Here is a 21,649-nt window from a genome sequence, read left to right on the forward strand (position 1 = left end):
CCGTGTTTCCTTTATCTCAGTCAAAGCGCTCCAGTCCATACGCCGCTAAACGGGCGCTTGCGCTTTTTTGATAGAGTCAGGCATTTTTTAAAGATTGCTATAATCTAAGAAATATAATGTGAAGAAGGAGTGAATTCGATGAACCTAACGGCATCCACCATTTATCTTAAGGAAAATAATTTTTTCCTTGAGGTTTATCTAGATCCTTTTAATAAACGTATCCGTGTGGATGATTATCGTGGAAACACAAATTTACTTCTCAAGAAAGCCGAAGAACTTGTCCAGCAGCATCAAGCCGAAAAGTTAATTATTAAAGGGCGCAGTGAAGATTTTCTGCTTTTTTTTGAAAATGGCCTTCAGCCTGAGGCAGTTGTTGAGCGCTATTTTCTTGGTTCGGATGCCCATTTCTATTCAAAGTTCTATACTCCTGAGCGCAAGAAAAATGACCACTGGCTGACCGAGGATGGGATGATCCAAAATATTTATCAATTAGACACATCTATTCAAAAAGCCTATCCACCAAAGGAATATGAATTAAGAAAGGCCGACGAAAATTGTGCTGTGGAGCTAGCAGCATTGTACCGTCAAGTCTTCCAAATCTATCCTACCCCATTGCATGATCCCGATTATGTAACAAAAACGATGCAGGAGGGGACAATCTATTATGTCTTTTTTCATGAAGGAAAAATTGTCAGTGCTGCATCAGCCGAAATTAATTCCTTTTATAAGAATGCTGAATTAACAGATTGTGCAACATTAATAGAACATAGGAAATATGGTCTTATGAAAATTATTCTTCAGGAACTTGAAGCAGAACTGAAAAGACAAGGAATTTTTTGTGCTTATTCGATAGCGAGGTCGTTATCCTTTGGCATGAATGCCGTTTTATTTCAGCTCGGATACTCGTACCGGGGAAGATTAATGAATAATTGCTATATCTATGACAAGTTGGAAAACATGAATATGTGGGTAAAGAATCTGGCAAACCGCTAAGATTTCGGCTTCACGTGACAACTTTTCGGCACCCTAGCATTTGTTAGAAGGGCAGGTGAAATAAATGCTCCAATTAACCGCTTTAACGCAAGAGGTTCTTACAGCTATTCTAAAAGGGATTGATGAAGGAATCCATGTAGTCAATACAGAAGGAAAAACGATTTTTTATAATGATGTGGCCGCAAAGCACGATGGTATGGATGTGAAGGAAGTTCAGGGGAAGTATTTAATTGATGCATTTCCTTCCCTAACGGAAGAGTCAAGTACCTTGCTTAAAGTGATTAAAACAGCTAAGCCTATTTACAATCAAACACAGGTTTATATGAATTTACATGGAACAAGGATTGATACAATTAATACTACATTGCCAATCTTTCTAGGGAAAGAAATCATTGGTGCTGTAGAAATTGCAAAAGATTACTCTCGAATGAAGATACTTGCAGAAAGATTATTAGATTTACAAAAGGGCTTGAAAAATAACAGTAAGAAAAAGGCATTGAAGCAAGTAAACTATACCTTTAATGATTTAAAGACAATTAACCCCACCTTTATCAGCATGAAGGACGAAGCTAGGAAGCTGGCAAAATCAGATTCTCCCATCCTCGTTTATGGTGAGTCTGGAACGGGAAAAGAGTTATTTGTTCAAGGGATTCATCAAGAATCATTATGTAGGGAAGGGGCATTTATTGCCCAAAATTGTGCGGCCATACCCGAAACCTTGCTTGAAAGTATTCTTTTCGGCACGGCAAAGGGAAGCTACACAGGAGCTGTTGATCGAAAAGGGTTGTTCGAACTTGCAGACGGTGGAACGCTTTTTCTTGACGAATTACATACGATGCCGATTGAATTACAAGCAAAGCTTTTAAGGGTCCTAGAGGATGGGATGGTTAGAAGGGTTGGGGGTTCGCAGAATATCTCTGTTAATGTTCGGGTTATCGCAGCGATGAACGTCCATCCAAGCAAGGCCCTCCAGGATCAAAGGCTGCGTTCAGACCTATATTACCGCTTAAATGTCTTCACTTTTTCACTGTTACCGCTAAGAGATAGAAAAGAAGATATTCTTTATTTAACGGATTATTATATAAAGGAATATAATCAAAAACTTGATAAAAATATTAAGGGGCTTGAGGAAAAGCTGGAGTTATTCTTCCTGAACTACCAATGGCCTGGCAATGTCAGGGAACTAAAGCATACCATTGAATATATGATGAACGTTTGTGCAGCGGGAATGTTAAGACATGAAGATTTACCAATCATGCTTAGACATCTAGCAGCCCCTGCTAAAGGTTATGGCGGGGTATCCGAAGGTCTTTCATTAAGAAAAAATATCGAAGAATTAGAAAAAAGACTGATCACGAATGCCCTTGACTTGTGCGATGGGAACATTAACCAAGCTGCGAAGCTTTTAGAGATTCCAAGGCAAACTTTACAATATAAAATGAAAAAAATTACAAAGTGAGCTGCCGATTTTCCGGCGCTTTTTTTATTTAAAGGAGACTGAAGTATAGGAATTTTCAACAAAAGGTGATTCCAGCGCTATTTTAAGTAGTTGGCATAATTCTTGCAAGGTATCTAGTATAGCGAGATGGGAGGAATTCACAATGAAACAATTTTTATATAAACCTAAAAGGCATTGGAAGGATATAGAGCTGTGGAAAGATATTACTGAAGAGCAATGGAACGATTGGCTCTGGCAATTAACGAATACAATCCGCACCTTAGAAGATTTAAAAAAAGTGATTCACTTAACCCCAGATGAAGAAGAGGGCGTCAGAATATCGACGAAGACCATCCCCTTAAATATTACACCTTATTATGCATCCTTGATGAATCCTGATGACCCGCGCTGCCCAATTAGAATGCAATCGGTGCCTATTTCTAAAGAAATTTATAAAACGAAATATGATCTTGAAGACCCTTTATATGAGGATGAGGATTCGCCGGTACCTGGGTTGACACATCGCTATCCTGACCGTGTCCTCTTTCTAGTAACCAATCAATGTTCGATGTATTGCCGTTACTGTACAAGAAGGCGTTTTTCAGGGCAAATAGGGATGGGTGTACCTAAGAAACAACTCGATGCTGCTATTGCCTATATCCGGGAAACGCCGCAAGTTCGCGATGTGTTGATTTCTGGCGGGGATGGATTGCTAATTAATGATAATATTTTGGAATACATCCTGAAAAACTTGCGGGATATCGACCATGTTGAAATTATTCGGATTGGGACGAGGGCTCCTGTTGTGTTCCCGCAGAGAATCACTGAAAACCTGTGCAATATTTTGAAAAAGTATCATCCCGTCTGGCTTAACACTCATTTTAATACCTCGATTGAGATTACAGAGGACTCAAAAAGAGCCTGTGAAATGCTTGCAAATGCTGGTGTTCCCGTTGGAAACCAGTCTGTTATCCTTGCGGGAATCAATGACAGTGTTCCAATCATGAAAAAACTAATGCATGATCTTGTAAAAATTCGCGTCCGCCCTTATTACATTTATCAATGTGACCTGTCAGAAGGAATTGGCCATTTCCGTGCCCCTGTTTCTAAGGGTCTTGAAATTATTGAGGGGCTTCGCGGCCACACTTCAGGATACGCTGTCCCGACCTTTGTTGTTGATGCACCTGGCGGCGGTGGGAAAATTGCACTTCAGCCCAATTATTTACTCTCGCAAAGTCCTGAGAAGGTCGTCCTGCGTAATTTTGAAGGTGTAATCACTTCCTATCCAGAGCCGGAAAATTATATCCCTGGAAGGGCGGAGGGCTATTTCCAAGAGGTTTACCCCGATATGGAGGAAAAAAGGTCTCTTGCCGGTATCGCCGGTATTATGAATGATCAACACTTTAATCTTGTGCCAGAAGGCCTGTCAAGGCTAAATCGGCGCAAGGACTACATCCAAGATCCGGCCCATTCCTCGCTAAAGGATAAGCGAAGTAAACGGGATGAGTTAAAGGATAAGAAATATAAAGCATTGACACAAAAGGAAATGGCAAGCCAGCATGAAGTTGATCAGATAAAGGACTAGGGGGAGTCTTAGTGGAGAATATATGTGAATGGTGCGGGAGCACGAATATAGAAAGAAAAACCAATTCGGTGTATTGGGAACTGCCCGATGGAACAAGAGCAATCGAAATCACTGAAACCCCAACATTATCATGCCCTGACTGTGCCATGATTTATCAGAGTGAACCGATTGTAAAAGAAATAGAGAATCATTTATATTTAATTGATTGTAAACAGCTTGGAAAAGTAATTACTTTTGAAGAATTAATGAGTATCCCAAGATTATTGAAGAAAAATTATTTTGATTTTTCCTCATAATGAATCAGCAGCCTGATTTCAAGGCTGCTTTTGTTCATTTTGTAGCTTTTTATGAAATGCTGGACGATATCGCAAGTATCCGTTATAGTATTTCATAGAAATACAACGTACCGAATCTAGATAAGAAAGGCGTTTATGTATGATTAAATCATTTTATCATTTTTTAATGAAATATAGGCACCCTGCCCCAAAGGATGCGATTAGTGCCTTCGCTAATCACGCCTATTTAGACCATAGTTTTCCTAAAGTTTCCGAGGACTACCATGAGCTAAGTTCTTATCTTGAGCTGAGTGGTCATTACTTGGAATCAATGTCCGTATTTGATGAAGCATGGCAGCAATATTTGATTTCTGAAAGCAAAATATAAGCTAAATGTTATCGCCACGTTTCCAGGGGCGATTTTTTCTTTTTATAAAGAGCGATATCTTTAATTGTGCATATACTATTGTAATCAAAATTCACGACTAAACAATTGAGAGGATGGGAGGACATGGCGAATAGGAAAAAACCGAAGTATAAGATTGGTGATACGGTCGTGATTACAATCTATGGTACAGTGGGCAGGGTAACAGATGTAACTTTCCAATTTTGAATGGGTATACTACATATCAAAGGAGTGGTAAAAACAAAATGTCTTTGGCTGCTATTTATTTACGTTTGTCAAGGAACGAAGAACAATTAAACATCGAGGAGGTATTAAGTAGTCATCGACAGGCTTTAATTAAACTTGCAAATCAACATCATTTAAGCTTTGACCTATATCAGGAAATTTCTAGTGGTGTAAACACGGAAAGACCTGAATTGAACAAATTGTTGAAGAGTTTGGATCTGTATGATTATATAATTGTGATGGATATTGACCGACTTTCTCGTGACAATGCCTACGCAGAATATATAAAGACCATGCTGATTGCCCATGACATAAAAATTTTGACTCCTACTGGAACGATCGATCTGACCCAAGAAACTAGTGAGATGACATATTCAGTTCAAGCGATGTTGGCAAATTTTGAGTATAAGCAAATCAGAAAGCGTTTAGGTAGAGGACGGCTTGCTGCCGCGGAACAAGGCAGATGGGTGATGAGTAATCAAGTTCCTTTGGGGTATAAAAAGGACCAAAATCAAATATTAAAGATTGTTGAGGAAGAAGCAAGGATTATTAGATACATCTTCGAAAAAACGAAAGATAGAGTCTCTGCAAATGAAATTGCTAAACAATTATTTATGCTTGGTTGGAAGAGCAGAAATGGAAATGTGTTAACCACCGCCCATATTTCTTCTATAAGAAGGAATGTAGTTTATTACGGTGTTGTGGCTGCATGCAGAAGAGTCAATGGGAGAGTAGTAGATGAAGTATTTGTTGAAGCTGCTCACGATCCCATCATTTCGAAACAGCACTGGTTAGAAGTTCAAAAAATATTGGATGAAAATACAACAGGCAATTTCTTTAATAAAAAGAAGGCGACTAGAAGGCTTCAAAATTTACTGTTTTGTAATCACTGCGGTAGAAAAAGATACATTCAAACGGACGGTAGCGGTACGGATTTCATTAAGACATGTTCATACAAAATAAGCAATAATGCCTGTAAAGATAAAGGTATTAAGTATCAGCCTGTTGAAGAATTTGTTATCCAAAAAGTTAAGGAAAAAGAGGTAGACTTTCGTCAAGCATTATCAAAATTAAAAGATTCTGATACATCTAATGAAGAAAAGAAATTAATTGTTCAAATGGATTCCCTTGATAAACAGTTAGAAAAGTTAAATAACAGAGAAAAAAACCTAAAAATAATGCGAATGGATGGAGAAATTACGAAAACAGACTTTTTAGATTTAAGTAAGGAAAATGAAGAGAAGATAAATCAAATTAAGCAGCAAAAAGAATTAATTACAATTCAATTAGAAAATTTAAATCATACAGAAGAAGAACAAGAGCGATTAGAACTTTGCATTAAAACATTAAATAATCTAGACTTATTGGAAGCTGAAGAGTGTAATACTTTCCTTAAAACATTCATAAAGAAAATATGGTTCTCGACAAATGCAACAGCAGACCATAATACCAAAAAAGAACCTCCCGAAGTCACAATAGAAATTGAATGGCTTTAATAGAAAATAAAAAGGAGCGATGGTCGCTCCTTTTTATATTAATTACAAACCATTTTTTCTAATAAATAAACTGAATATCTTTTTTTATCCCTGTCAATTCTTCAAGTGTATCACTGATTAAATTTGTATATCTCTCATCTAACCAGTCTTTAGAGAATTCTGTTTTAGTGCGTATCACAACTTTATTATCATCCAGATAGATAAGCTCACAAGGTTTAATCCATGTTTCAAATTGTGGATTATTGATTTTCTTTTTGATTTCTTGCAATAGATTATTCCATATTTGTTTTTCCATGTTTTTTTCTCCTTATAAATTATTCGATTTCATCCCAATTTCCGCAAATAATATCAATCCGATTTTTATATATTCTATTTTCGATATGTTTTAAAAAAGATAATGAGTGCTTTTTTTCGATTGGTTTTATAACCGTTTTTAAATCAGATGTAAACCATATTTTAAATCTAACTCGATATAAGACAAATTCACTTTGTAATAATAATTCACCCTCAATCATCGATTCGTTTGGATAATGCCTCACATCCAATACAATCAAATTCCATTTATTTAAATCCATCTCTATCATTTTATATATTCCTGTTCATCTCCGAATGGCTCAATCCAAAAAGTAATGTCCGCAGGTAACTCTTGAAGCCACTTTTTAACGCCTTCTTCTCCCTTTATTCGTGGAGTTGCAATACCAGGCTCTAATACCTCTAGATTATTATGGTTTGCCGACCACACGACTTTGAATGGCTCCTGTAGCTCTTTTCCGGGCAGTAATATATTAATTTTCTCTTTTAAGCGACCCACTATGTTCATGATCAGAATTCTGTTTATATTGGGTGAATTCATATGTTTTTCCTCGCTCCTCACCTTATTTCATTTATAAATCCAAGCATACTCTTGTCCCATAAAGCAGTTTTGAAACATTGCTATTGATTCATCACTTACTTCCTCTTGGTAATAGTTAAAATATTTGTCTTTTAAAAATGCTGCAAAGCTTTTTGAGTTACATTTGTTGTTAACAAACTCATGTTTGTCGATTGGAAATGCATTTCGGAATGGAATAATACCAGGTGATTTCGCATGATACACTTCAAAGCGCTCTTCCGGATTCAATAGCAGTATATCTTCCATGAAGAACAATAGACCGGTATGTTTTAGGTTTAACAAATCTAATTTCAATTCAAGTAAGTTGCGGGATTTTTCTGACGCAAGCAGCATTTGATACAGCGTGAAACCTTTCAAATAAACACCTCCTCCTATCCCAAAGGTAGCAGTGGGAAGGAGATGATTGCAAACGACATTTTGGGTAGGAAATTTAAGAGAAAAAATACCAGGATAAAAATCGCTGTATCAAATCAAGGTTAATGACAGTTTTTAAGATACGAAGGACCTATATTTTTACTGAAAAAATAAAAATATATTAAAAATTACGTTTAAGTATTACATAAATGGTCATACTGATAATATCTCGTTAAGGATGGTGTCATTTTTGGAAAAGAGGAATGACGTTTTTGATAAATTTTATGAAAAAAAGAATAAGAAAAAAGTAGAAGATACCCATACTAGAACCACTTTTTTAATGAGGAATGATCTGGTGGATAAAGTAAATGCTCTCTCTACAGAAAAAGGTAAAGGTTTCAAAACACATTTCTTCAACCAAGCTATTGAAAATTTGTTGAAGGAAATCGAATAAATGGTGTTGATAGATGGAAGAAGATTTTTTAATTATCGTGGGTCAGGAATTGAGGAAGCATTTCCAATCAGATGTAAGTGTTGGGATAGGTTCTAATGGATTTGGATTCACCATTAAAAAAACAGGGACAATTATTTTATTTACAATGGATGAATTGCTTGTGTCTGATACTCCAGAAGCTGCTGCTGAGGTTTTAATAAATCAACTAATTGAGACAATGTCTTAAAATAATGGAGGTAATGAATTTGAATTATGAATTTGAGAAGAAACTTGGATTAACTCCACAATTAAATAAATTATTTAAAGCGATACCGGATGAATCGGTGCTGACACCGGAGGATATTGCTGAATTATTAAACAGGAGCAAAGAAACTGTAAGAAGATGGTGTAGAAAAGGAAAATTACCCTCATATAGTTTTGGAGGCAAATATACGATTCTGGGTAACGATTTTAAAAAATTTATGTTGGATTCCCATAGTCGAAGTAAAAAGAAGGAGAACACTATTTCATGAGTTTAAAACTCCACGCTCTAGCTTTTTTAAAAGAGAAAAGGGTGAATTATTACATCATTGATGATGTTATCTTTTTTTCTTGTTTCCATTGTGGTTTTAAAATAGAAATGAATGCGGGCACAACTGAATGGAGCTGTGATTGTGGAAACAAAGGAAATCTAGGCAGCTTAATTAAATTTGAAAAGAATAAGATAGAACTATTGAGTGATCTTGCATTTATAAATCCTAAAAAGGAAAAGTATGAAATAAATTACTTGCTTAACAAATTAAACAATAAAAACCAAGTTGATAGTAAAGACTTGAAATTGATCCAAGATAAATTTAACAAGCTTTGCAAAGAATTAGGAATTTAAAGGAAATGGAGATTTTACTTATCTCCATTTCCTTTTTTTACTTCTTGATGAATTTCTATATTTGATATAACTTTTATTAGAACGAAAAGTACGATACACACATTTCGCACGTTTTGTTCCATTTTATGTAGGCATTCAACCACAAACGCGGTGAAAAAATGGGATAAAACGTTCGTGTCGTGTCCATACTATAGTGGGGTGAATTTATGAATTCTTCAGATAAAATTCCTACTTGGGAAGAGTTAGAAAAAAGTATGGGTAGAAAATTTTATGTTTTGAGAGACATAACTCATCAAGGCATTATGCAAAACGGAGTCTTTAAATATATGGTGGAAAACCCACCAGATTGGTTCAGAGGGATGGTTTTTAAGGTTGGTGTTGACGTCCAACGAAAAAAAACTACTAATCCTAATACGGCAAAGTACGCAATCGATGGGGAAAAGTTAATTGATTTTTTAGAAGCTCATAAACCTGTTCCTTATTTTGCGAAGCTCTTAGGAATGGCTGCTAATACTTTAAGAGTCTGGATAGAAGAAGGAAAAATTAAAGGGCTAACTGCATACCCTTATGGCAAAACAACAATGTTATACAATGTTGATGATTTGCTCAATAGAATCAAGGAACAAGAAATCGCAATTCCTTCTGAGAAGGTGCACCGCCCCGACGATCTTCTTTCTCTATACGATAATTATTTGCCAAATGAAATTTTAAGTACCATTCATGAATATATCAGACACCGCCTATCAAAAACTCCTGGTATCAGTATTGGTGGAGTTTCATTGGTCAAAAAAGGTTTTATTAAGGAAGAAAACGCAGAAGCCCATCGGCGGGCGCTTAAAAACCTTTTTTTCGATATCATAACCTCTATAGAGGGGATACAATTCGATGGAGATACCAAACTAAAGTTTTTTTGGGGACATGATGTTGAAATTTTGGAATTAGAAAAAGTTTCTAATACCGAATTTAGTTTGGATGATTTTGATGAAGAATGTGTAAGCCTGCTAAGTGAAAAGTATAGCGACATTACTCTACAAAAACATCTGCTAAATGTTTTAAAACCTTTTTATTGTTTTTATTTAATGAAAAAAGAAAAGGTACTAAAAAAAGAGAAACGTAAAAATAAAACGTCTTTCGAAGAAAGATACCGAATGCAAGAGGATTTTGAAGATATAAAAACGGCAATTCTTGATGTTTTTAATAATGTTGTTATTTTTGAACCGGCACCTGATGAAAAGAAAAAATCTTATTTAACCAGAGAGCAATATGCAAAGTTATATGCTAGGGTAGAAGAAAAATATGGAATTTACAAACTAGTTCCATTAGAATTAGGTTTCCGTTTGGGTCTACGCGCCAAGGAGACAACCTTGGTTGCCGTAGAAGATTTTTGGATTGATGAAAATGGATTTTTAAAAACCGATGAAAACGGATTTGGATGGCTCTTCCTTCCTGCTGCGAAATGTAAAGGTGGTAAAAATGGAGGCGCAGAAGAGAGGGGTAAACTAATTCCGCCAGCAACAGTGAAGTTAATAAACGAATACTTGGAAGAATTGTACAAAAAGTGCCCTTTTGAAACTCATAAACAGGATGCTGGAAGAACATTTACTACCATTTTCGGAAAAAAAGTTTATGAAACAGGTCATGGCTTTTTAATTCGCGATTCCAGATTTCCAGAGAGGTTTGACAAACCGACCACAAAACAAACGGTTCAAAAATTTATACGAGAGACTCGTGGCGAGTGTGGTTTCTTAACTTCTAACCAAAAAAAATATTTACACTATCATGATGGAAGGCATTCGCTAAACGAGTGGATAGAAACAGCCATCGTCGAACCAAAACTTAGTAAGTTTACTGATTTTGTTGCTGATTTCCAAGTTCATCATTCAAGTTCCGGTGATATTGGAAAATCCAATTATCGAAATAAAGATATAATCGATACCTATACAGCCATTATCAATATAAGTATCAATTTTCCATTAGAGTTACCAGCTCTTAGAGAGTGGGAAATTAAGCACCTGTATAGAGAAAAATATGAGAAAATGATTAAAATCGATGAAAATACATCGATTATGATAGAAACGGACAAAATTAAAATTAATGATGTTTATAAAAAGAGTCCTGATGCTCTTAAACCGAGATTGAGCCCCGAGGAAGAAAAACATTTGGCTGCAAGGTATAAGGAATTACAGGATCTCTTGAATTCCACTACTCAACCGCCAAGTGAGGGTAATGCAATGGAATGGGCTACTAAAAGAATGCACTGGTTGGATGAGCTTGAGAAAATTAAGGAACATTTAGCGTAGGTCAATTTCTTCTAGGAGAGGAGAAAAACAATGGAATTCGAAGATTTTATGAAATATAAAAGGCGCTTAAAAGAAATAGGGGTTTCTGTTCCTGATTATTATTTTTTTATTGATGATACAAATCAATTAACTCCTGTGCAAATAGGTAAAATATTTGGAAGATCCCCAAAAGTCGTACGGGATTGGTTTTCTAAAGGTCTCAAGAAACAAGGTCGAATACAAAGTCAGGATCCAACGCGACGAAAAGTGTCTGGATATGAATTAAAAAGATGGTGTTACAAAAAAGATATTGAGGAACTTGCACAGGATGATAAATTCCGCTACTTTTTTGACTGATGAATAAAAAACTCATCAGTCTTTTTTTAATTAGAAACTAAAAAATGAAGGCATCTCAATATTGAGTTGCTCAAGTGTTTTATAATATTTTGTATGGAGTATATAGCCATATAATTCTTCCAGGGGTCTGTTCTTTTAATCGTTCAAATAATTCGGAAGCATAAGGCGATAATCCGGTACAGACATCGAAGGACTTACAAAATGGGCAGTTTTTTTCTTCTTCATCTTCATGACATATAATTTCAGGATAGTAAACACCATCTTTATCTAAAGCAATTACTATGTAATATTTTACATTTTTAGTTTCAAAGTCAATACAATAAAAATCGTTCTCTTTATCCCAGGGTCCAGTTGAATCGTTTATGAATCTTTGGGAAACATTTGAAATTTCAAGGTCATCCAGGAAATTTGAAATTGCAAACACCACCTTTTATTTATCTTTAGTAAAATCTAAAAAATTATGCATACTTTATCATCACTATGTGAAAAATATTTAAGTTTGAAACAGAAAATTAAAAGCATATTCGTTGTAAGTGAAACAAATAATTGAGAATTTTGATATAATTGTCAATATACTAGTGATAAATTTGGAACTGAATCGAATCCAAGTCACATTAACGCAGTTGTTCTGATGATACGGAAATCTATTTAAATTGAAATTGGAGAAAATGGCGATATGAAAATGTCAAAGACGGGTTGGTCTCTTGTTGCGGCAGCGGCAACAACGATAGTTCTTGGGTATGCTAAAAAGGGGAAAATTCCTTTTATTTCATCTAAGGCAGTTTCTGATATAACAAAAGTTGCTTCTGATGCTGTAATTAATGAAGAAAAATCATTTGGTGGACTTAAAGAGAGTGTGATAAATGGGATAGCGAAAAATACTTATAAAGGTGTGAAAGCATTTATTGACGGCAATGAATTAGTGTACCAGTTTAGATCTAATTCGAATAAAACGGTTCTAGAGTCGAAATTTATAATAGAAGCTGGAAAGTTAGTTATGACTTTTGTATCGGGGAATTATGGAAACCAACCTAATGCACCATTGTTTTTTAAAGATAATCTAGTAGAAGCAATGAATAAAGCCAATGAGAATTTGTAAAATGATTATATGATGGAGTTTATGTCTGTGAAATACACTCGGGTAATACCGAATGTATTTCACATTTTTGTTTGTAAAACTAAGATATAAACTTTCCTGCTCGAAGCATTATTAATATTTTTGTATGGTAATATATACTAAATAAAGTAAATAAAAATGCGTGGGTGAGATTTTTGAAAAAACCAATGGATTTAAACTCTTTAATAAGCAGTTATAACTTTTTAGCAAAAGAAACTTTTAATGAACTTCTGAGCTTTTTTGATTTTGATTTAAGAAAAGATGAAATAGAGCAGATTTCAAAGTTTATAGCTAACTTAACAATTGAAAATAAATATTTTGGTTATTTTTATTTGGGTTACAAGATACCTCAAATAGACAAAGAATTTGATTTACTTAGATTTGGAGAAAACTATATCTTAAATGTTGAAATAAAATCCATCTTAAAAATAGATGATGCAAAGGCACAACTAATTAAGAATAGATATTATTTAACTTCCTTAGGCAAGAAAATAAAGTCGTTTACTTATGTTGCAGAAGATAACAGTCTATATCAACTAGATGATGATGATAACTTTCAACAAATAGATTTTGGGGTATTTGAAAAACTTTTGACCAGTCAAAAGGTCGAACACCATTCGAATTTAGATGACTTATTTGATCCTTCTGATTATCTTGTATCTCCCTTCAATGATAGTGAAAGATTCAATATTGGCTCTTATTTTTTGACCAAACAACAACAGCAGTTTAAGAATGCCATATTAAAAAGTTCCGCAAAATTTAAAATTATTGAGGGTCTACCAGGAACAGGAAAGACATTGTTGCTCTACGATTTAGCTAAAGAATTTAAAAAGGATCATGAAATTGTAATTATTCACACAGGAACCTTAAATACGGGGCATTTGATATTGAATCAACAATATAAATGGAACATCATTCCTATTAAAGCGTGTAAAAGGATTGAGGAAATCAAACCTCAATATATTTTTGTTGATGAGACTCAAAGAATGAGACCTTACCAACTTGACTATCTTATTAAATATGTAATAGAAAATGATATATTTTGTATTTTTTCAATTGATCCAAAACAAATTCTCTCCATTCAAGAGTGGGATTACGATAATAAAGGTACACTCATGAACTTGGATGATTGTGAAGTATATAAATTAAGTAAAAAGATTAGAACAAATAAAGAGCTTGGTGCTTTTATTAAAGGTTTATTTAACTTAAATCATATGAAGCATTGCAATAATACCGATAATATATCTATTCACTACTTTGATGATATTGATCGAGCTAGAGGATTTGCAGAAGGATTGGAAATAGAAGGATGGCAGGTTATCGACTATACCGGAGAAAATTGGAATGGGTATATAATCGAAAGAATGAGATTATACAGAGGATTAAATGCGCATGGTGTTCTGGGGCAAGAGTTTGATAAGGTTCTTGTTTTAGTAGGATCTACTTTTTACTATGATGAAGATGGTGGTCTTGCTGTAAAAGGAAAAAATCATTATGATCCGGAACGGATGCTTTATCAATCAGTTACCCGTGCAAGAAAACAAATAATGTTGCTTATTGTAAATAATCCAGAATTCATGACTGAGCTCATTAATGCATTGAATAAAAAGAAAAAGCAATTGTCATATAAATAAATACCTTCGACTAAATGATGAATTAGTACAACAGGGTGTATAATCAAAACAAAATTGTCTTAAATGGCTGCCGAGCATTCTACAAATATATTGAATGGTTTTTGGATGGTGTGCATCAAAATAATAGGAAGATTGAATATATTAAGGAAGTGCAAGAGATATGGGACAATGAAAAAGCGACCTAACGAGGTCGCTTTTTCGGCATTTTTAGACTATGGACGTTTATTTTCTTAGCGTTGTTCCTTATGATGGTGTTTTAGTAATTTAACCTGATTTTCCGTTTTTCCTGATTCGGAACAAAGTGAAAACATATCTCCATCGATTGCAAAAACATACGTATCAGCTGTGTTTATTTCCTTTTTATCGTTAATAACAATTTTCTCGTACGGTATATATATTTTTACAATGTGGGTATAGCTAGCCTCACCTTGAGCAGGTTTAGCTTCTTGTATCCAGATACGAATATTTTCTGATTTAACTTCTCCCCATCCAATTGACTTTGCATTGTATTTTTTATGGTAAAAATTTGATGCAATATGGTGTATGTATGGTCTCGATAGTATTTGGTACATAAATGTTTTTGTTGTTTTGTCTTTTATTTCTACTACTTTACCTTCACCTGCAACTTCTGCAGAAGCACTGCTACCAACAAAGAAGAGTGCTATTGCTAACATTAATAAAATTTTTTTCATGAGGTTCACTCCTATATTGGAATCTTTATTCTCTAACTTTGTCCTCCATGCAATTCCCATAAAAACATTCCATTATTTTGCTTGAGTTGTTGTTTCACCAGTTCTAGTTCGTAGAAGCTTAGGTTTGTTTTTTTCACAATTTCTTCGTTAGTTTTTCCTTTTTTTAGGAGTGTTCTTGCTTGCTCGTATCTTGACATTTCAAACTCGAAATAACCATGATAGAGCTTGAGTTGTTCTCTTACGTCTTTTAATTCCACATAACTTGTTGGTATCATGCGAACAAGCTCTTCATCCGTTTTTCCGATTTGAATCAGGCTTCTTGTGATTCGATACCTTTCATTTACAGCTCCTGTGCCATAACCCGTCCAATAACCGTCATCCCAAGCGGTATCATAGCATTCTTTACAATGAAGGCATTTATCTTGGTCTTTCTTAACAAAACCTGTAAGACTGGTTACAGAAATTAAGAAAAAACATATCCATACTTTCTTCATGGCGCTTACTCCTTTGGATTATACGGATATGTTGCTAAGTGCGTGTGGTTTATTAGTTTTACCTCTGGTCCAACGGAAATTCGGTATGTCATTCGGTCCTTCCCTATTGGAACCCAATGCCCACCATCGGTCGGCTCAATATCAAATGTAATTTCCAATAAAAAGCCGCGGAAGTGATCTACTCTTCTTGTTTGCATCACTTCTATTTTCCATGGAGCGACAATAGGTGAAAAATCCTTATAAATATTTGGATAATAATAGCTACGCAAATCTTTTTCAATATAAGGTGTCAGCATGTTCATGAGCATATCCTGCAGCCTTAGTTCTTCAGAGTCTTGAGTTGGTTTATTGACATTAGCGAGCGCTGATTTTGCAGTGTTTTTCCTGAGATCAGATTTACATCCATGTAAGTTGGCTTGTAAAATAGCAGGACCCAATTTCTCTGTTTTTGAGTTGGAGGGTCGAACCTCGACAATTGCATTTTTAGGAATTTTTGCAGATATCTCATCAAACTTACCTACCCATGGGTTTCCACCAAACCAGCTTGGGTTATGTTCTTTAACAGGATACATCTTAAATCGCCAACTGATTTCGCCAGGTATTTGGGCGAATCCTTCGTATTGATCATAATGTCCGAATGATGAAGGCTTCGGAAGCCAATCTGAATAAATGCCCACACTTTGACGTTCTCTAATTGGGCTTGATGGTGAAGAAGTATAAGGCTTTTTAACTTTTGTAATTAAAGCAGTTCCTTGAGCGTTAGGAGTACCTTTAACCGGATGAAGAACCACGCTGCATGGATATGATACTCCTTTGCTTGTTTGAGCATGAGCAACACCTATATAAGGGAAAATTAGCAATAGCAATGCGGTTGAAAATTTCAACATAAAACCACTCCTAAATTCAGTTCTCCCGTCTACACTGAATGCGTCCTTCTTTTCCGGAGATATTTTTTTGGATTGTAATGTTATTAATTTTTACGCCATTTTCAGGTGTATCCGTCAACGTGATATGAATTCTATGAAGCGGTCCTGCATGATGCCCTGAAAAATTTAACGCACTCATGTGAATGACATGTCTTCTTCCATCACCGTTTATTCTTTCGATTTTATCTATATTGGGGCACATAAAAAAATCAGGGTACGATTTGTCGATATAGTTGAAGTACCGTTGATATAAGGTTTCATCAAGCAATTCTTCCTTAGAGGCTCCCACACTTTCATTTTTCCAACCAACCAGGAGCCAATCAAATAGTTCAATGGATTTTAATCGAATATTTTTATGATTCCGAGTCAAAATCACCTCACCATCGGCTAGCAAGCATTTTTTTGTTTGTTTTTCAGTGATACAGTTATAAGCAGGTTGGATAATTAAAACATCACCATTTTTCATTTGTATTTTTAAAACAGCGATTGGTGTTTTGTGATTTTCTGGCTTAGTTGTTTCTTTTACAGAACTTGTTGCATTAATCCAATTCACAACTTTATTGATGACGACTTCTTCATAACCATCAGTTTCTTTAAATACGCGTGATCCTCCAGAGGAGCGGTTTATTTTAATAAAATTGATGTCATGTGTTACTAAGGGGGATATTGCCTTAGTTGATGGTATCTGTGCGAAAAAACCTGTAAACATCAGGATAAAAATAATAATCTTTTTCATGATCAAAATACACCTCTGGTTGTTCAGTCTTTTAGTAAACTACAGCATGTATTCGTTAATAACCTATTTCATCGAGTGGGCAAAAACGGAGACAACTTCTGGTGTTCTTATATTAGTATCTCCTGACTTATCATTAATAAATTTGTTGTTTATTGATAAAAGGATTATAAATCATTAAATGAATTATTATTTGGAGTCACGGGGAAATTATACATATAGTAAAATCGGAATAAGTATACCGAAGAAGTGAAATGGGTGAAAACATTTGAAGCCCTGGAATGGCTAACCACTAACAAAAATCCATCAGCTTTAGCAAGTGATCGCTTCGGCGAAACCGCTAATGCCATCAAATTTGTTGAAAAGCTTTACGAGCTTGGTGCTCTAAAGGTCAATGTGATTGGTATCCTGGATGAACCGGAACGAATTGAGGAGGAGGGCGGTCCTTACGCCACAGCACTGATTGTAGAATTACCGCAAGAAGATAAACGAGAAAAGCTCATCCAATTTTACAAAAAGGAAATGGAAGAGCAAGGCATTGAAGAAGGCGAAGGAATTTTGGAATGGAATGAAAGCAAGATGAATGAAGGAAAGCTGGATTTTGGCTGGGGCTAATAAAGGTGGGAGAATTTCATGAGGAATAAGTTAAAACCCATTTTAATCACTATAATCGTTATAATTGCTGTGTATTTTGCCGGTAAGTATGCACTGGATACATTATTTGGGGATATGTGCGGAAATGACATTAAACAAAAAGTTCTTTCTCCTAATGGTGAAAATGTAGCTTATATCTTCGAAAGAAATTGCGGTGCTACAACGGGACTTTCTCCACAACTATCCATTTTAAATAAAGGTGAAAAATTTCAAAATGAATCAGGTAACACATTTAGGACCGATAAAGAATTTTCCGTTGAATGGCTAAACGATAAGAACCTGAACGTGATTTATGATAAAACTTCGGAAAATTACGAAATGGATAAAAAGGTGAATGGCATAAAGATTCATTATATAAGCAAATAGGATATAAAAAAATGTGATTAAAAGGGGAGTTTGGAAGGTTTGCGAGAGATGGAAATAGAATTTGAAAAATTAAATAAGGTAATTAAAGAGTTACCTGAAGGCGAAGCGAAGCTTTTTCTTTTACATATTTTAAAAAAAGTCTATTTCTTAAATGAGAAGGATGATTGGGGTTTTTCTGAAGAAAAATTTGTAAAAGATATAAGAAAGGTTTACAAAATGATTTTAACCAATGAAAAGGCTGAAAAGAAGGAAGAAGGACCATTTAAAATGATTCATATTCTCTTTAGTCTATCTGCTGCTGGGACATTTAAGAATGTCCTTAAAAATTTAGGTCTCCTAAATGAAGAAAAGGTTATTTCATTTTGGGAGATGTTTTCTGTGGGTCCGATTTGGCATTTGCATGATGAAATTGGACAACAAGCTAGGTTTGATTGGATGGAAAAAATCCACACTAATGAAAATAGTGAATTTGATGAATATAAGGAATATTTTCAAAAGGCATTAAATCAAATAAAATCTATTCCAGAAAGTGTACCAATTACAATATGGACTTCCGAAAGCGCTCATGAACAGACAGGATTGCGGTTTGTTTTGCATTTATTGAAGGATAGAAACAATAGCATTTCTGTTATTAACACGACTAAAGAATACAATGAACTTTTTCAGAAAAGAAAAGTAAAATATACTGTTTTGCATTCAGGTGAAATCATACCAGAAAAATTGCAATTAATATATGAGCAAGGGAAGGGTGAAAACTTTACAGACCATGATATAGAGGAGGTGCAAAAAGAATGGCAATACCTTGCGGACAATCAAGATAATTTAAGATTATGGAGAAACGGGAGAATCCATTGTGTTTCGGAAGATTATTTAGATGAATTTATTGTTAAGGCAGCAAAAAGATTGCATGGAAAAACAAAGACAAAAGTATTCATAAAATCTGCAAGATTAATCGGTGAAGTATTGGGGCATTTAGACCAATTTGTAGGGGATTCTTTCTTGGAATATCGCCTTAAAAAAATGATAGAAGCAGGGGTATTTGAGGCAGAAGGTAGTCTTGAAGCTATGAGACTTTATAGTATTAGATTAAAACAGTAATGGGTGAGGATATCGAAAGTTTCTGTAGTTTAATAAAAATGATTACATAATAATATCGGAGGTGTTGGTATGATTAACGTTAGAAATGCCGAAAGTTACCTTAAAGATAAGATCGGTGAAGATGCCAATGATATAAAAAAAGTTTGGGAAACTTTTAAGGATTTTTGTAAAGAACCAGTTGAAGGGGAAGAAGATAAAGAAATACTATTTCAATGTGGTGTTTATGATTTTACTGGAGAGGAATTTTTTCATTTTGATTTTGTACGTCAGTTTACTGTATATGATGAAGACGAATATTCTAATATGGAACAGCTTCACTGTGAATTTTTATTTAAACCAACAGTTGAGTTAAGAAAATTAGAGGTATCAGAATGGTCAATGGATTATGATGATATAAATGATTTTTTCAATAATATTGAAAACCTTCAGGAGTTTAAAATACCTTTGAATATAAAGCCAATAAAATCAGAAATATATCGGGAGGAAATTTAATTCTTAATATCATAAAGAGATGCTTGCTTATCGAAATTAATTGAAGTATGTTTTGAGAATAAGTCGATATATAAAAAAATGCTCAGAGTTTTTTATACCCTGAGCATTTTTTTATGTCGATTATTGTGTTAATTCGTTTGTTTATTCAAATGCTAATTTCGCTGTGATTTTAGCCTTTAATTCGAACTTTGTACTTCAAAATCGAACTCGTTGATTGAAAAATGAGAGGGTTTATTCCTCATTATGCTTGATGGTCTTGATGGTTTCCAGGAGTAGGCTGATTTGATGTATTTTTTAAACTTTCATCGAGAGCAATTTGTAAAATGACAAAGGCTAAAGCTATAAAAGGCATTCCAATAACAAGATTGCCATCGTCAGTTAAGTATTTATAGATAGCAAATTTCAAGAAAAATATATCTGCAGCAAACAATGCCATAAAAAATACTGTAACAATCAAAATTACCCACCAGCAAACAAGAAGAATCCTTTTGTTAAGGCTTTTATTTACTCTAATTAATCTTTTCGATAGCCTAAATAATGAAAATGCTAAACTAAAAAACGCAATATCAAGAATTACTTTCGGGTTTTGTATTACCAAACCAATCGCAAGTAATACAATTCCTAATCCTACTAAAAAAAATTTCTTCATCCTTATTTCCCCTTTTTTCCTATATTTCCAACTTTTATTATTAAATAACTTGGACACCGTGTAAATAAAAAATTTTCTTTTAAATTAAAATCACATAAATAATAGAAAGGATATTTGATAAGATAAATATTCTCTTAATTTTGTCTTCTGAGAAACCAGTAAATAGATATGAAACAATCACAGTAAGACCGCAACCAAAAAATAACGATAAACATATCTTAAATATAAATAAAAAACCAGATATCAAACCTTCCCCCTCCTCTTAAACACCCTGCTTAATAATTTATTTTTAAGAGCTCTTTCCCTTTCTTTTGTATTAGGTGTAAGCAACATGTATTTACCAAAAGGTATTAAAAGTTAAAACTTGTACCATAATAGCGGTGTTCAAAAAACGACCGTTTAATTGATTTATTTTCAACCAATTTAAATTGGTATTTTTTGAGCTAATTTCATATTAAAAGTGTTCGAAAAAGGGTACGAAAAATATATTGTCCGTAAAAAAATATATTTACCCTTTTTCGAACAGAATTGGAGGGAAAAATGAAGTTGGGATATTGCAGATGTTCTACTGCTTTTCAAGACATGCTCATGCAAATTGAAGCACTAAAAGCTGCTGGTGTGAAAGAGGATAATATATTCAAAGAACATGTATCAGGAATGAAAAAAGATCGTCCTGAGTTAAAACGATTGCTTGAATACGCCCGTGAAGGGGATGAAATTGTTGTTTTCAAGCTCGATCGCATCAGTCGCAGCTTAAAACATTTAGAGGAACTCGTGGAGGAATTTCAAAACCGTGGGATTGAATTTATTTCCATTCATGAAAAAATCGATACATCGACCGCTATGGGGAAATTCTTTTTCCGTATGATGGGATCGATTGCTGAACTTGAGCGCGACATTATATCAGAACGCACAAAAGAACAATTGGCTGCCAAAAAGAAAAATGGTATTAAACTGGGTCGACCAGCTGTTGATAAAGAAATATTGAAAGATGCCTTTACTTTATACGAATCAAAACGTTATTCAGTAAAAGAAATTACAGAAAAATTCGGTATCAGCCGAACCACATTTTATGATTATTTAAAAAATCGTCCTGCCAATTAGGACGATTTATTTATTTTTACATGTCGGTATTTGTTCTTTCATTTTATAAATATAATGAAACGTTACTTTAG

The 21,649-nt window shown here is 34.4% G+C and carries 29 protein-coding genes and 2 pseudogenes; 20 read left to right on the plus strand and 11 right to left on the minus strand.

Annotation, left to right across the window (positions count from 1 at the left end; genetic code table 11):
• The first annotated feature begins 138 nt into the window (after positions 1–138).
• The 7 genes from ablB to BSO02S_RS01510 all read left to right on the plus strand — a co-directional run bounded on the left by ablB (position 139) and on the right by BSO02S_RS01510 (position 6,418).
• On the plus strand, positions 139–993 hold the full coding sequence (gene ablB / locus BSO02S_RS01485; RefSeq protein WP_066061339.1) for a putative beta-lysine N-acetyltransferase: 855 nt from the start codon (positions 139–141) through the stop codon (positions 991–993).
• Positions 994–1,057: 64 nt separating this feature from the next.
• Positions 1,058–2,452: a sigma-54 interaction domain-containing protein gene (locus tag BSO02S_RS01490; protein ID WP_066061342.1), complete on the plus strand. Its 1,395-nt coding sequence runs from the start codon at positions 1,058–1,060 to the stop codon at positions 2,450–2,452.
• A 142-nt stretch (positions 2,453–2,594) separates the two neighbouring features.
• Positions 2,595–4,016 carry a lysine 2,3-aminomutase gene (gene kamA / locus BSO02S_RS01495; protein ID WP_066061344.1) on the plus strand — a complete coding sequence of 474 codons (1,422 nt, stop codon included), beginning with the start codon at positions 2,595–2,597 and terminating at the stop codon, positions 4,014–4,016.
• An 11-nt stretch (positions 4,017–4,027) separates the two neighbouring features.
• Entirely contained in the window at positions 4,028–4,312 is a 285-nt protein-coding gene (locus tag BSO02S_RS01500) for a YokU family protein (RefSeq protein WP_066061346.1), read from the plus strand.
• Positions 4,313–4,454: 142 nt separating this feature from the next.
• Complete coding sequence (locus tag BSO02S_RS01505) at positions 4,455–4,679, plus strand: YozE family protein (protein ID WP_174524213.1); 225 nt, start codon at positions 4,455–4,457, stop codon at positions 4,677–4,679.
• A gap of 123 nt (positions 4,680–4,802) precedes the next feature.
• On the plus strand, positions 4,803–4,904 hold the full coding sequence (locus tag BSO02S_RS28700) for a YodN-related protein (protein ID WP_501193480.1): 102 nt from the start codon (positions 4,803–4,805) through the stop codon (positions 4,902–4,904).
• A 38-nt stretch (positions 4,905–4,942) separates the two neighbouring features.
• Complete coding sequence (locus BSO02S_RS01510; protein WP_066061352.1) at positions 4,943–6,418, plus strand: recombinase family protein; 1,476 nt, start codon at positions 4,943–4,945, stop codon at positions 6,416–6,418.
• 58 nt (positions 6,419–6,476) lie between these two features.
• On the opposite strand, the gene BSO02S_RS01515 is transcribed toward BSO02S_RS01510, so the two are convergent.
• Genes BSO02S_RS01515 through BSO02S_RS01530 form a run of 4 tightly spaced genes read right to left on the minus strand, consistent with a single transcriptional unit; the run spans position 6,477 to position 7,667 of the window.
• Positions 6,477–6,713, minus strand: coding sequence for a DnaA N-terminal domain-containing protein (locus BSO02S_RS01515; RefSeq protein ID WP_066061355.1), 237 nt, complete (start codon positions 6,711–6,713; stop codon positions 6,477–6,479).
• 19 nt (positions 6,714–6,732) lie between these two features.
• Positions 6,733–7,002, minus strand: a complete 270-nt coding sequence (locus BSO02S_RS01520; RefSeq protein WP_066061357.1) for a hypothetical protein — start codon at positions 7,000–7,002, stop codon at positions 6,733–6,735.
• On the minus strand, positions 6,999–7,271 hold the full coding sequence (locus BSO02S_RS01525; protein ID WP_066061360.1) for a hypothetical protein: 273 nt from the start codon (positions 7,269–7,271) through the stop codon (positions 6,999–7,001). The genes BSO02S_RS01520 and BSO02S_RS01525 overlap by 4 nt, the downstream gene beginning before the upstream one ends.
• Before the next feature lie 27 nt (positions 7,272–7,298).
• Positions 7,299–7,667, minus strand: coding sequence for a hypothetical protein (locus tag BSO02S_RS01530; protein WP_066061363.1), 369 nt, complete (start codon positions 7,665–7,667; stop codon positions 7,299–7,301).
• Positions 7,668–7,914: 247 nt separating this feature from the next.
• On the opposite strand from BSO02S_RS01530, the gene BSO02S_RS01535 reads away from it, so the two are divergent.
• The 6 genes from BSO02S_RS01535 (at position 7,915) to BSO02S_RS01560 (ending at position 11,619) form a co-directional block, all read left to right on the plus strand.
• On the plus strand, positions 7,915–8,118 hold the full coding sequence (locus BSO02S_RS01535; protein ID WP_066061366.1) for a hypothetical protein: 204 nt from the start codon (positions 7,915–7,917) through the stop codon (positions 8,116–8,118).
• A gap of 13 nt (positions 8,119–8,131) precedes the next feature.
• Positions 8,132–8,344 (plus strand): hypothetical protein, encoded by a 213-nt coding sequence (locus BSO02S_RS01540; protein ID WP_066061369.1) that lies wholly within the window; start codon positions 8,132–8,134, stop codon positions 8,342–8,344.
• Between the two features lie 19 nt (positions 8,345–8,363).
• The gene (locus tag BSO02S_RS01545) at positions 8,364–8,630 is read left to right on the plus strand and encodes a helix-turn-helix domain-containing protein (protein WP_066061372.1); all 267 of its coding nucleotides are present in this window, start codon (positions 8,364–8,366) and stop codon (positions 8,628–8,630) included.
• Positions 8,627–8,983 carry a hypothetical protein gene (locus BSO02S_RS01550; RefSeq protein ID WP_066061375.1) on the plus strand — a complete coding sequence of 119 codons (357 nt, stop codon included), beginning with the start codon at positions 8,627–8,629 and terminating at the stop codon, positions 8,981–8,983. Before BSO02S_RS01545 ends, BSO02S_RS01550 begins: the two co-directional genes overlap by 4 nt.
• A 206-nt stretch (positions 8,984–9,189) precedes the next feature.
• On the plus strand, positions 9,190–11,283 hold the full coding sequence (locus tag BSO02S_RS01555) for a site-specific integrase (protein WP_066061378.1): 2,094 nt from the start codon (positions 9,190–9,192) through the stop codon (positions 11,281–11,283).
• 30 nt (positions 11,284–11,313) lie between these two features.
• Positions 11,314–11,619: a hypothetical protein gene (locus BSO02S_RS01560; protein ID WP_066061381.1), complete on the plus strand. Its 306-nt coding sequence runs from the start codon at positions 11,314–11,316 to the stop codon at positions 11,617–11,619.
• Between the two features lie 79 nt (positions 11,620–11,698).
• On the opposite strand, the gene BSO02S_RS01565 is transcribed toward BSO02S_RS01560, so the two are convergent.
• A complete protein-coding gene (locus BSO02S_RS01565) occupies positions 11,699–12,046 on the minus strand; it encodes a hypothetical protein (protein WP_066061383.1) in 348 nt (115 codons plus the stop codon).
• A gap of 249 nt (positions 12,047–12,295) precedes the next feature.
• Between BSO02S_RS01565 and BSO02S_RS01570 the strand changes: the two genes are divergently transcribed.
• Positions 12,296–12,718 carry a hypothetical protein gene (locus BSO02S_RS01570; protein ID WP_066061386.1) on the plus strand — a complete coding sequence of 141 codons (423 nt, stop codon included), beginning with the start codon at positions 12,296–12,298 and terminating at the stop codon, positions 12,716–12,718.
• A gap of 164 nt (positions 12,719–12,882) precedes the next feature.
• Positions 12,883–14,370 (plus strand): ATP-binding protein, encoded by a 1,488-nt coding sequence (locus tag BSO02S_RS01575; protein ID WP_235846832.1) that lies wholly within the window; start codon positions 12,883–12,885, stop codon positions 14,368–14,370.
• Positions 14,371–14,600: 230 nt separating this feature from the next.
• Here the strand turns inward: BSO02S_RS01575 and BSO02S_RS01580 are convergent, their stop codons facing one another.
• From BSO02S_RS01580 to BSO02S_RS01600, 5 genes and pseudogenes are all read right to left on the minus strand, one after another.
• Entirely contained in the window at positions 14,601–15,062 is a 462-nt protein-coding gene (locus BSO02S_RS01580) for a hypothetical protein (RefSeq protein ID WP_066061392.1), read from the minus strand.
• A gap of 32 nt (positions 15,063–15,094) precedes the next feature.
• A complete protein-coding gene (locus BSO02S_RS01585; protein ID WP_066061395.1) occupies positions 15,095–15,556 on the minus strand; it encodes a hypothetical protein in 462 nt (153 codons plus the stop codon).
• Positions 15,557–15,561: 5 nt separating this feature from the next.
• A pseudogene (locus BSO02S_RS28400) lies at positions 15,562–15,903 on the minus strand (DUF3888 domain-containing protein); the annotation flags it as partial.
• 51 nt (positions 15,904–15,954) lie between these two features.
• A pseudogene (locus BSO02S_RS28405) lies at positions 15,955–16,443 on the minus strand (YoqH family protein); the annotation flags it as partial.
• A gap of 16 nt (positions 16,444–16,459) precedes the next feature.
• Positions 16,460–17,218: a hypothetical protein gene (locus BSO02S_RS01600; protein WP_066061398.1), complete on the minus strand. Its 759-nt coding sequence runs from the start codon at positions 17,216–17,218 to the stop codon at positions 16,460–16,462.
• Between the two features lie 255 nt (positions 17,219–17,473).
• On the opposite strand from BSO02S_RS01600, the gene BSO02S_RS01605 reads away from it, so the two are divergent.
• The 4 genes from BSO02S_RS01605 (at position 17,474) to BSO02S_RS01620 (ending at position 19,825) form a co-directional block, all read left to right on the plus strand.
• On the plus strand, positions 17,474–17,830 hold the full coding sequence (locus BSO02S_RS01605; protein WP_066061401.1) for a hypothetical protein: 357 nt from the start codon (positions 17,474–17,476) through the stop codon (positions 17,828–17,830).
• Positions 17,831–17,848: 18 nt separating this feature from the next.
• The gene (locus BSO02S_RS01610) at positions 17,849–18,235 is read left to right on the plus strand and encodes a hypothetical protein (protein WP_066061404.1); all 387 of its coding nucleotides are present in this window, start codon (positions 17,849–17,851) and stop codon (positions 18,233–18,235) included.
• A gap of 48 nt (positions 18,236–18,283) precedes the next feature.
• Complete coding sequence (locus BSO02S_RS01615) at positions 18,284–19,333, plus strand: DUF1835 domain-containing protein (protein WP_235846839.1); 1,050 nt, start codon at positions 18,284–18,286, stop codon at positions 19,331–19,333.
• Positions 19,334–19,402: 69 nt separating this feature from the next.
• The gene (locus BSO02S_RS01620) at positions 19,403–19,825 is read left to right on the plus strand and encodes a hypothetical protein (RefSeq protein WP_066061407.1); all 423 of its coding nucleotides are present in this window, start codon (positions 19,403–19,405) and stop codon (positions 19,823–19,825) included.
• Between the two features lie 241 nt (positions 19,826–20,066).
• On the opposite strand, the gene BSO02S_RS01625 is transcribed toward BSO02S_RS01620, so the two are convergent.
• The gene (locus BSO02S_RS01625; protein ID WP_066061410.1) at positions 20,067–20,474 is read right to left on the minus strand and encodes a hypothetical protein; all 408 of its coding nucleotides are present in this window, start codon (positions 20,472–20,474) and stop codon (positions 20,067–20,069) included.
• Between the two features lie 540 nt (positions 20,475–21,014).
• Here BSO02S_RS01625 and BSO02S_RS01630 point away from each other — a divergent pair.
• Positions 21,015–21,578 carry a recombinase family protein gene (locus BSO02S_RS01630; protein ID WP_066061413.1) on the plus strand — a complete coding sequence of 188 codons (564 nt, stop codon included), beginning with the start codon at positions 21,015–21,017 and terminating at the stop codon, positions 21,576–21,578.
• Positions 21,579–21,649: the final 71 nt, after the last annotated feature.

Source organism: Neobacillus soli NBRC 102451 (genome assembly GCF_001591665.1).
Taxonomy (GTDB): domain Bacteria; phylum Bacillota; class Bacilli; order Bacillales; family Cytobacillaceae; genus Neobacillus; species Neobacillus soli.

Coding starts and splice junctions, on each gene's coding strand:
- BSO02S_RS01625 (WP_066061410.1), bottom strand. CDS start 20,474: ATGAAGAAATTTTTTTTAGTAGGATTAGGAATTGTATTACTTGCGATT.
- BSO02S_RS01555 (WP_066061378.1), top strand. CDS start 9,190: ATGAATTCTTCAGATAAAATTCCTACTTGGGAAGAGTTAGAAAAAAGT.
- BSO02S_RS01510 (WP_066061352.1), top strand. CDS start 4,943: ATGTCTTTGGCTGCTATTTATTTACGTTTGTCAAGGAACGAAGAACAA.
- BSO02S_RS01585 (WP_066061395.1), bottom strand. CDS start 15,556: ATGAAGAAAGTATGGATATGTTTTTTCTTAATTTCTGTAACCAGTCTT.
- BSO02S_RS01610 (WP_066061404.1), top strand. CDS start 17,849: ATGAGGAATAAGTTAAAACCCATTTTAATCACTATAATCGTTATAATT.
- BSO02S_RS01570 (WP_066061386.1), top strand. CDS start 12,296: ATGAAAATGTCAAAGACGGGTTGGTCTCTTGTTGCGGCAGCGGCAACA.
- kamA (WP_066061344.1), top strand. CDS start 2,595: ATGAAACAATTTTTATATAAACCTAAAAGGCATTGGAAGGATATAGAG.
- BSO02S_RS01620 (WP_066061407.1), top strand. CDS start 19,403: ATGATTAACGTTAGAAATGCCGAAAGTTACCTTAAAGATAAGATCGGT.
- BSO02S_RS01550 (WP_066061375.1), top strand. CDS start 8,627: ATGAGTTTAAAACTCCACGCTCTAGCTTTTTTAAAAGAGAAAAGGGTG.
- BSO02S_RS01615 (WP_235846839.1), top strand. CDS start 18,284: ATGGAAATAGAATTTGAAAAATTAAATAAGGTAATTAAAGAGTTACCT.
- BSO02S_RS01490 (WP_066061342.1), top strand. CDS start 1,058: ATGCTCCAATTAACCGCTTTAACGCAAGAGGTTCTTACAGCTATTCTA.
- BSO02S_RS01515 (WP_066061355.1), bottom strand. CDS start 6,713: ATGGAAAAACAAATATGGAATAATCTATTGCAAGAAATCAAAAAGAAA.
- BSO02S_RS01520 (WP_066061357.1), bottom strand. CDS start 7,002: ATGATAGAGATGGATTTAAATAAATGGAATTTGATTGTATTGGATGTG.
- BSO02S_RS01560 (WP_066061381.1), top strand. CDS start 11,314: ATGGAATTCGAAGATTTTATGAAATATAAAAGGCGCTTAAAAGAAATA.
- BSO02S_RS01580 (WP_066061392.1), bottom strand. CDS start 15,062: ATGAAAAAAATTTTATTAATGTTAGCAATAGCACTCTTCTTTGTTGGT.
- BSO02S_RS01540 (WP_066061369.1), top strand. CDS start 8,132: ATGGAAGAAGATTTTTTAATTATCGTGGGTCAGGAATTGAGGAAGCAT.
- ablB (WP_066061339.1), top strand. CDS start 139: ATGAACCTAACGGCATCCACCATTTATCTTAAGGAAAATAATTTTTTC.
- BSO02S_RS01600 (WP_066061398.1), bottom strand. CDS start 17,218: ATGAAAAAGATTATTATTTTTATCCTGATGTTTACAGGTTTTTTCGCA.
- BSO02S_RS28700 (WP_501193480.1), top strand. CDS start 4,803: ATGGCGAATAGGAAAAAACCGAAGTATAAGATTGGTGATACGGTCGTG.
- BSO02S_RS01630 (WP_066061413.1), top strand. CDS start 21,015: ATGAAGTTGGGATATTGCAGATGTTCTACTGCTTTTCAAGACATGCTC.
- BSO02S_RS01525 (WP_066061360.1), bottom strand. CDS start 7,271: ATGAATTCACCCAATATAAACAGAATTCTGATCATGAACATAGTGGGT.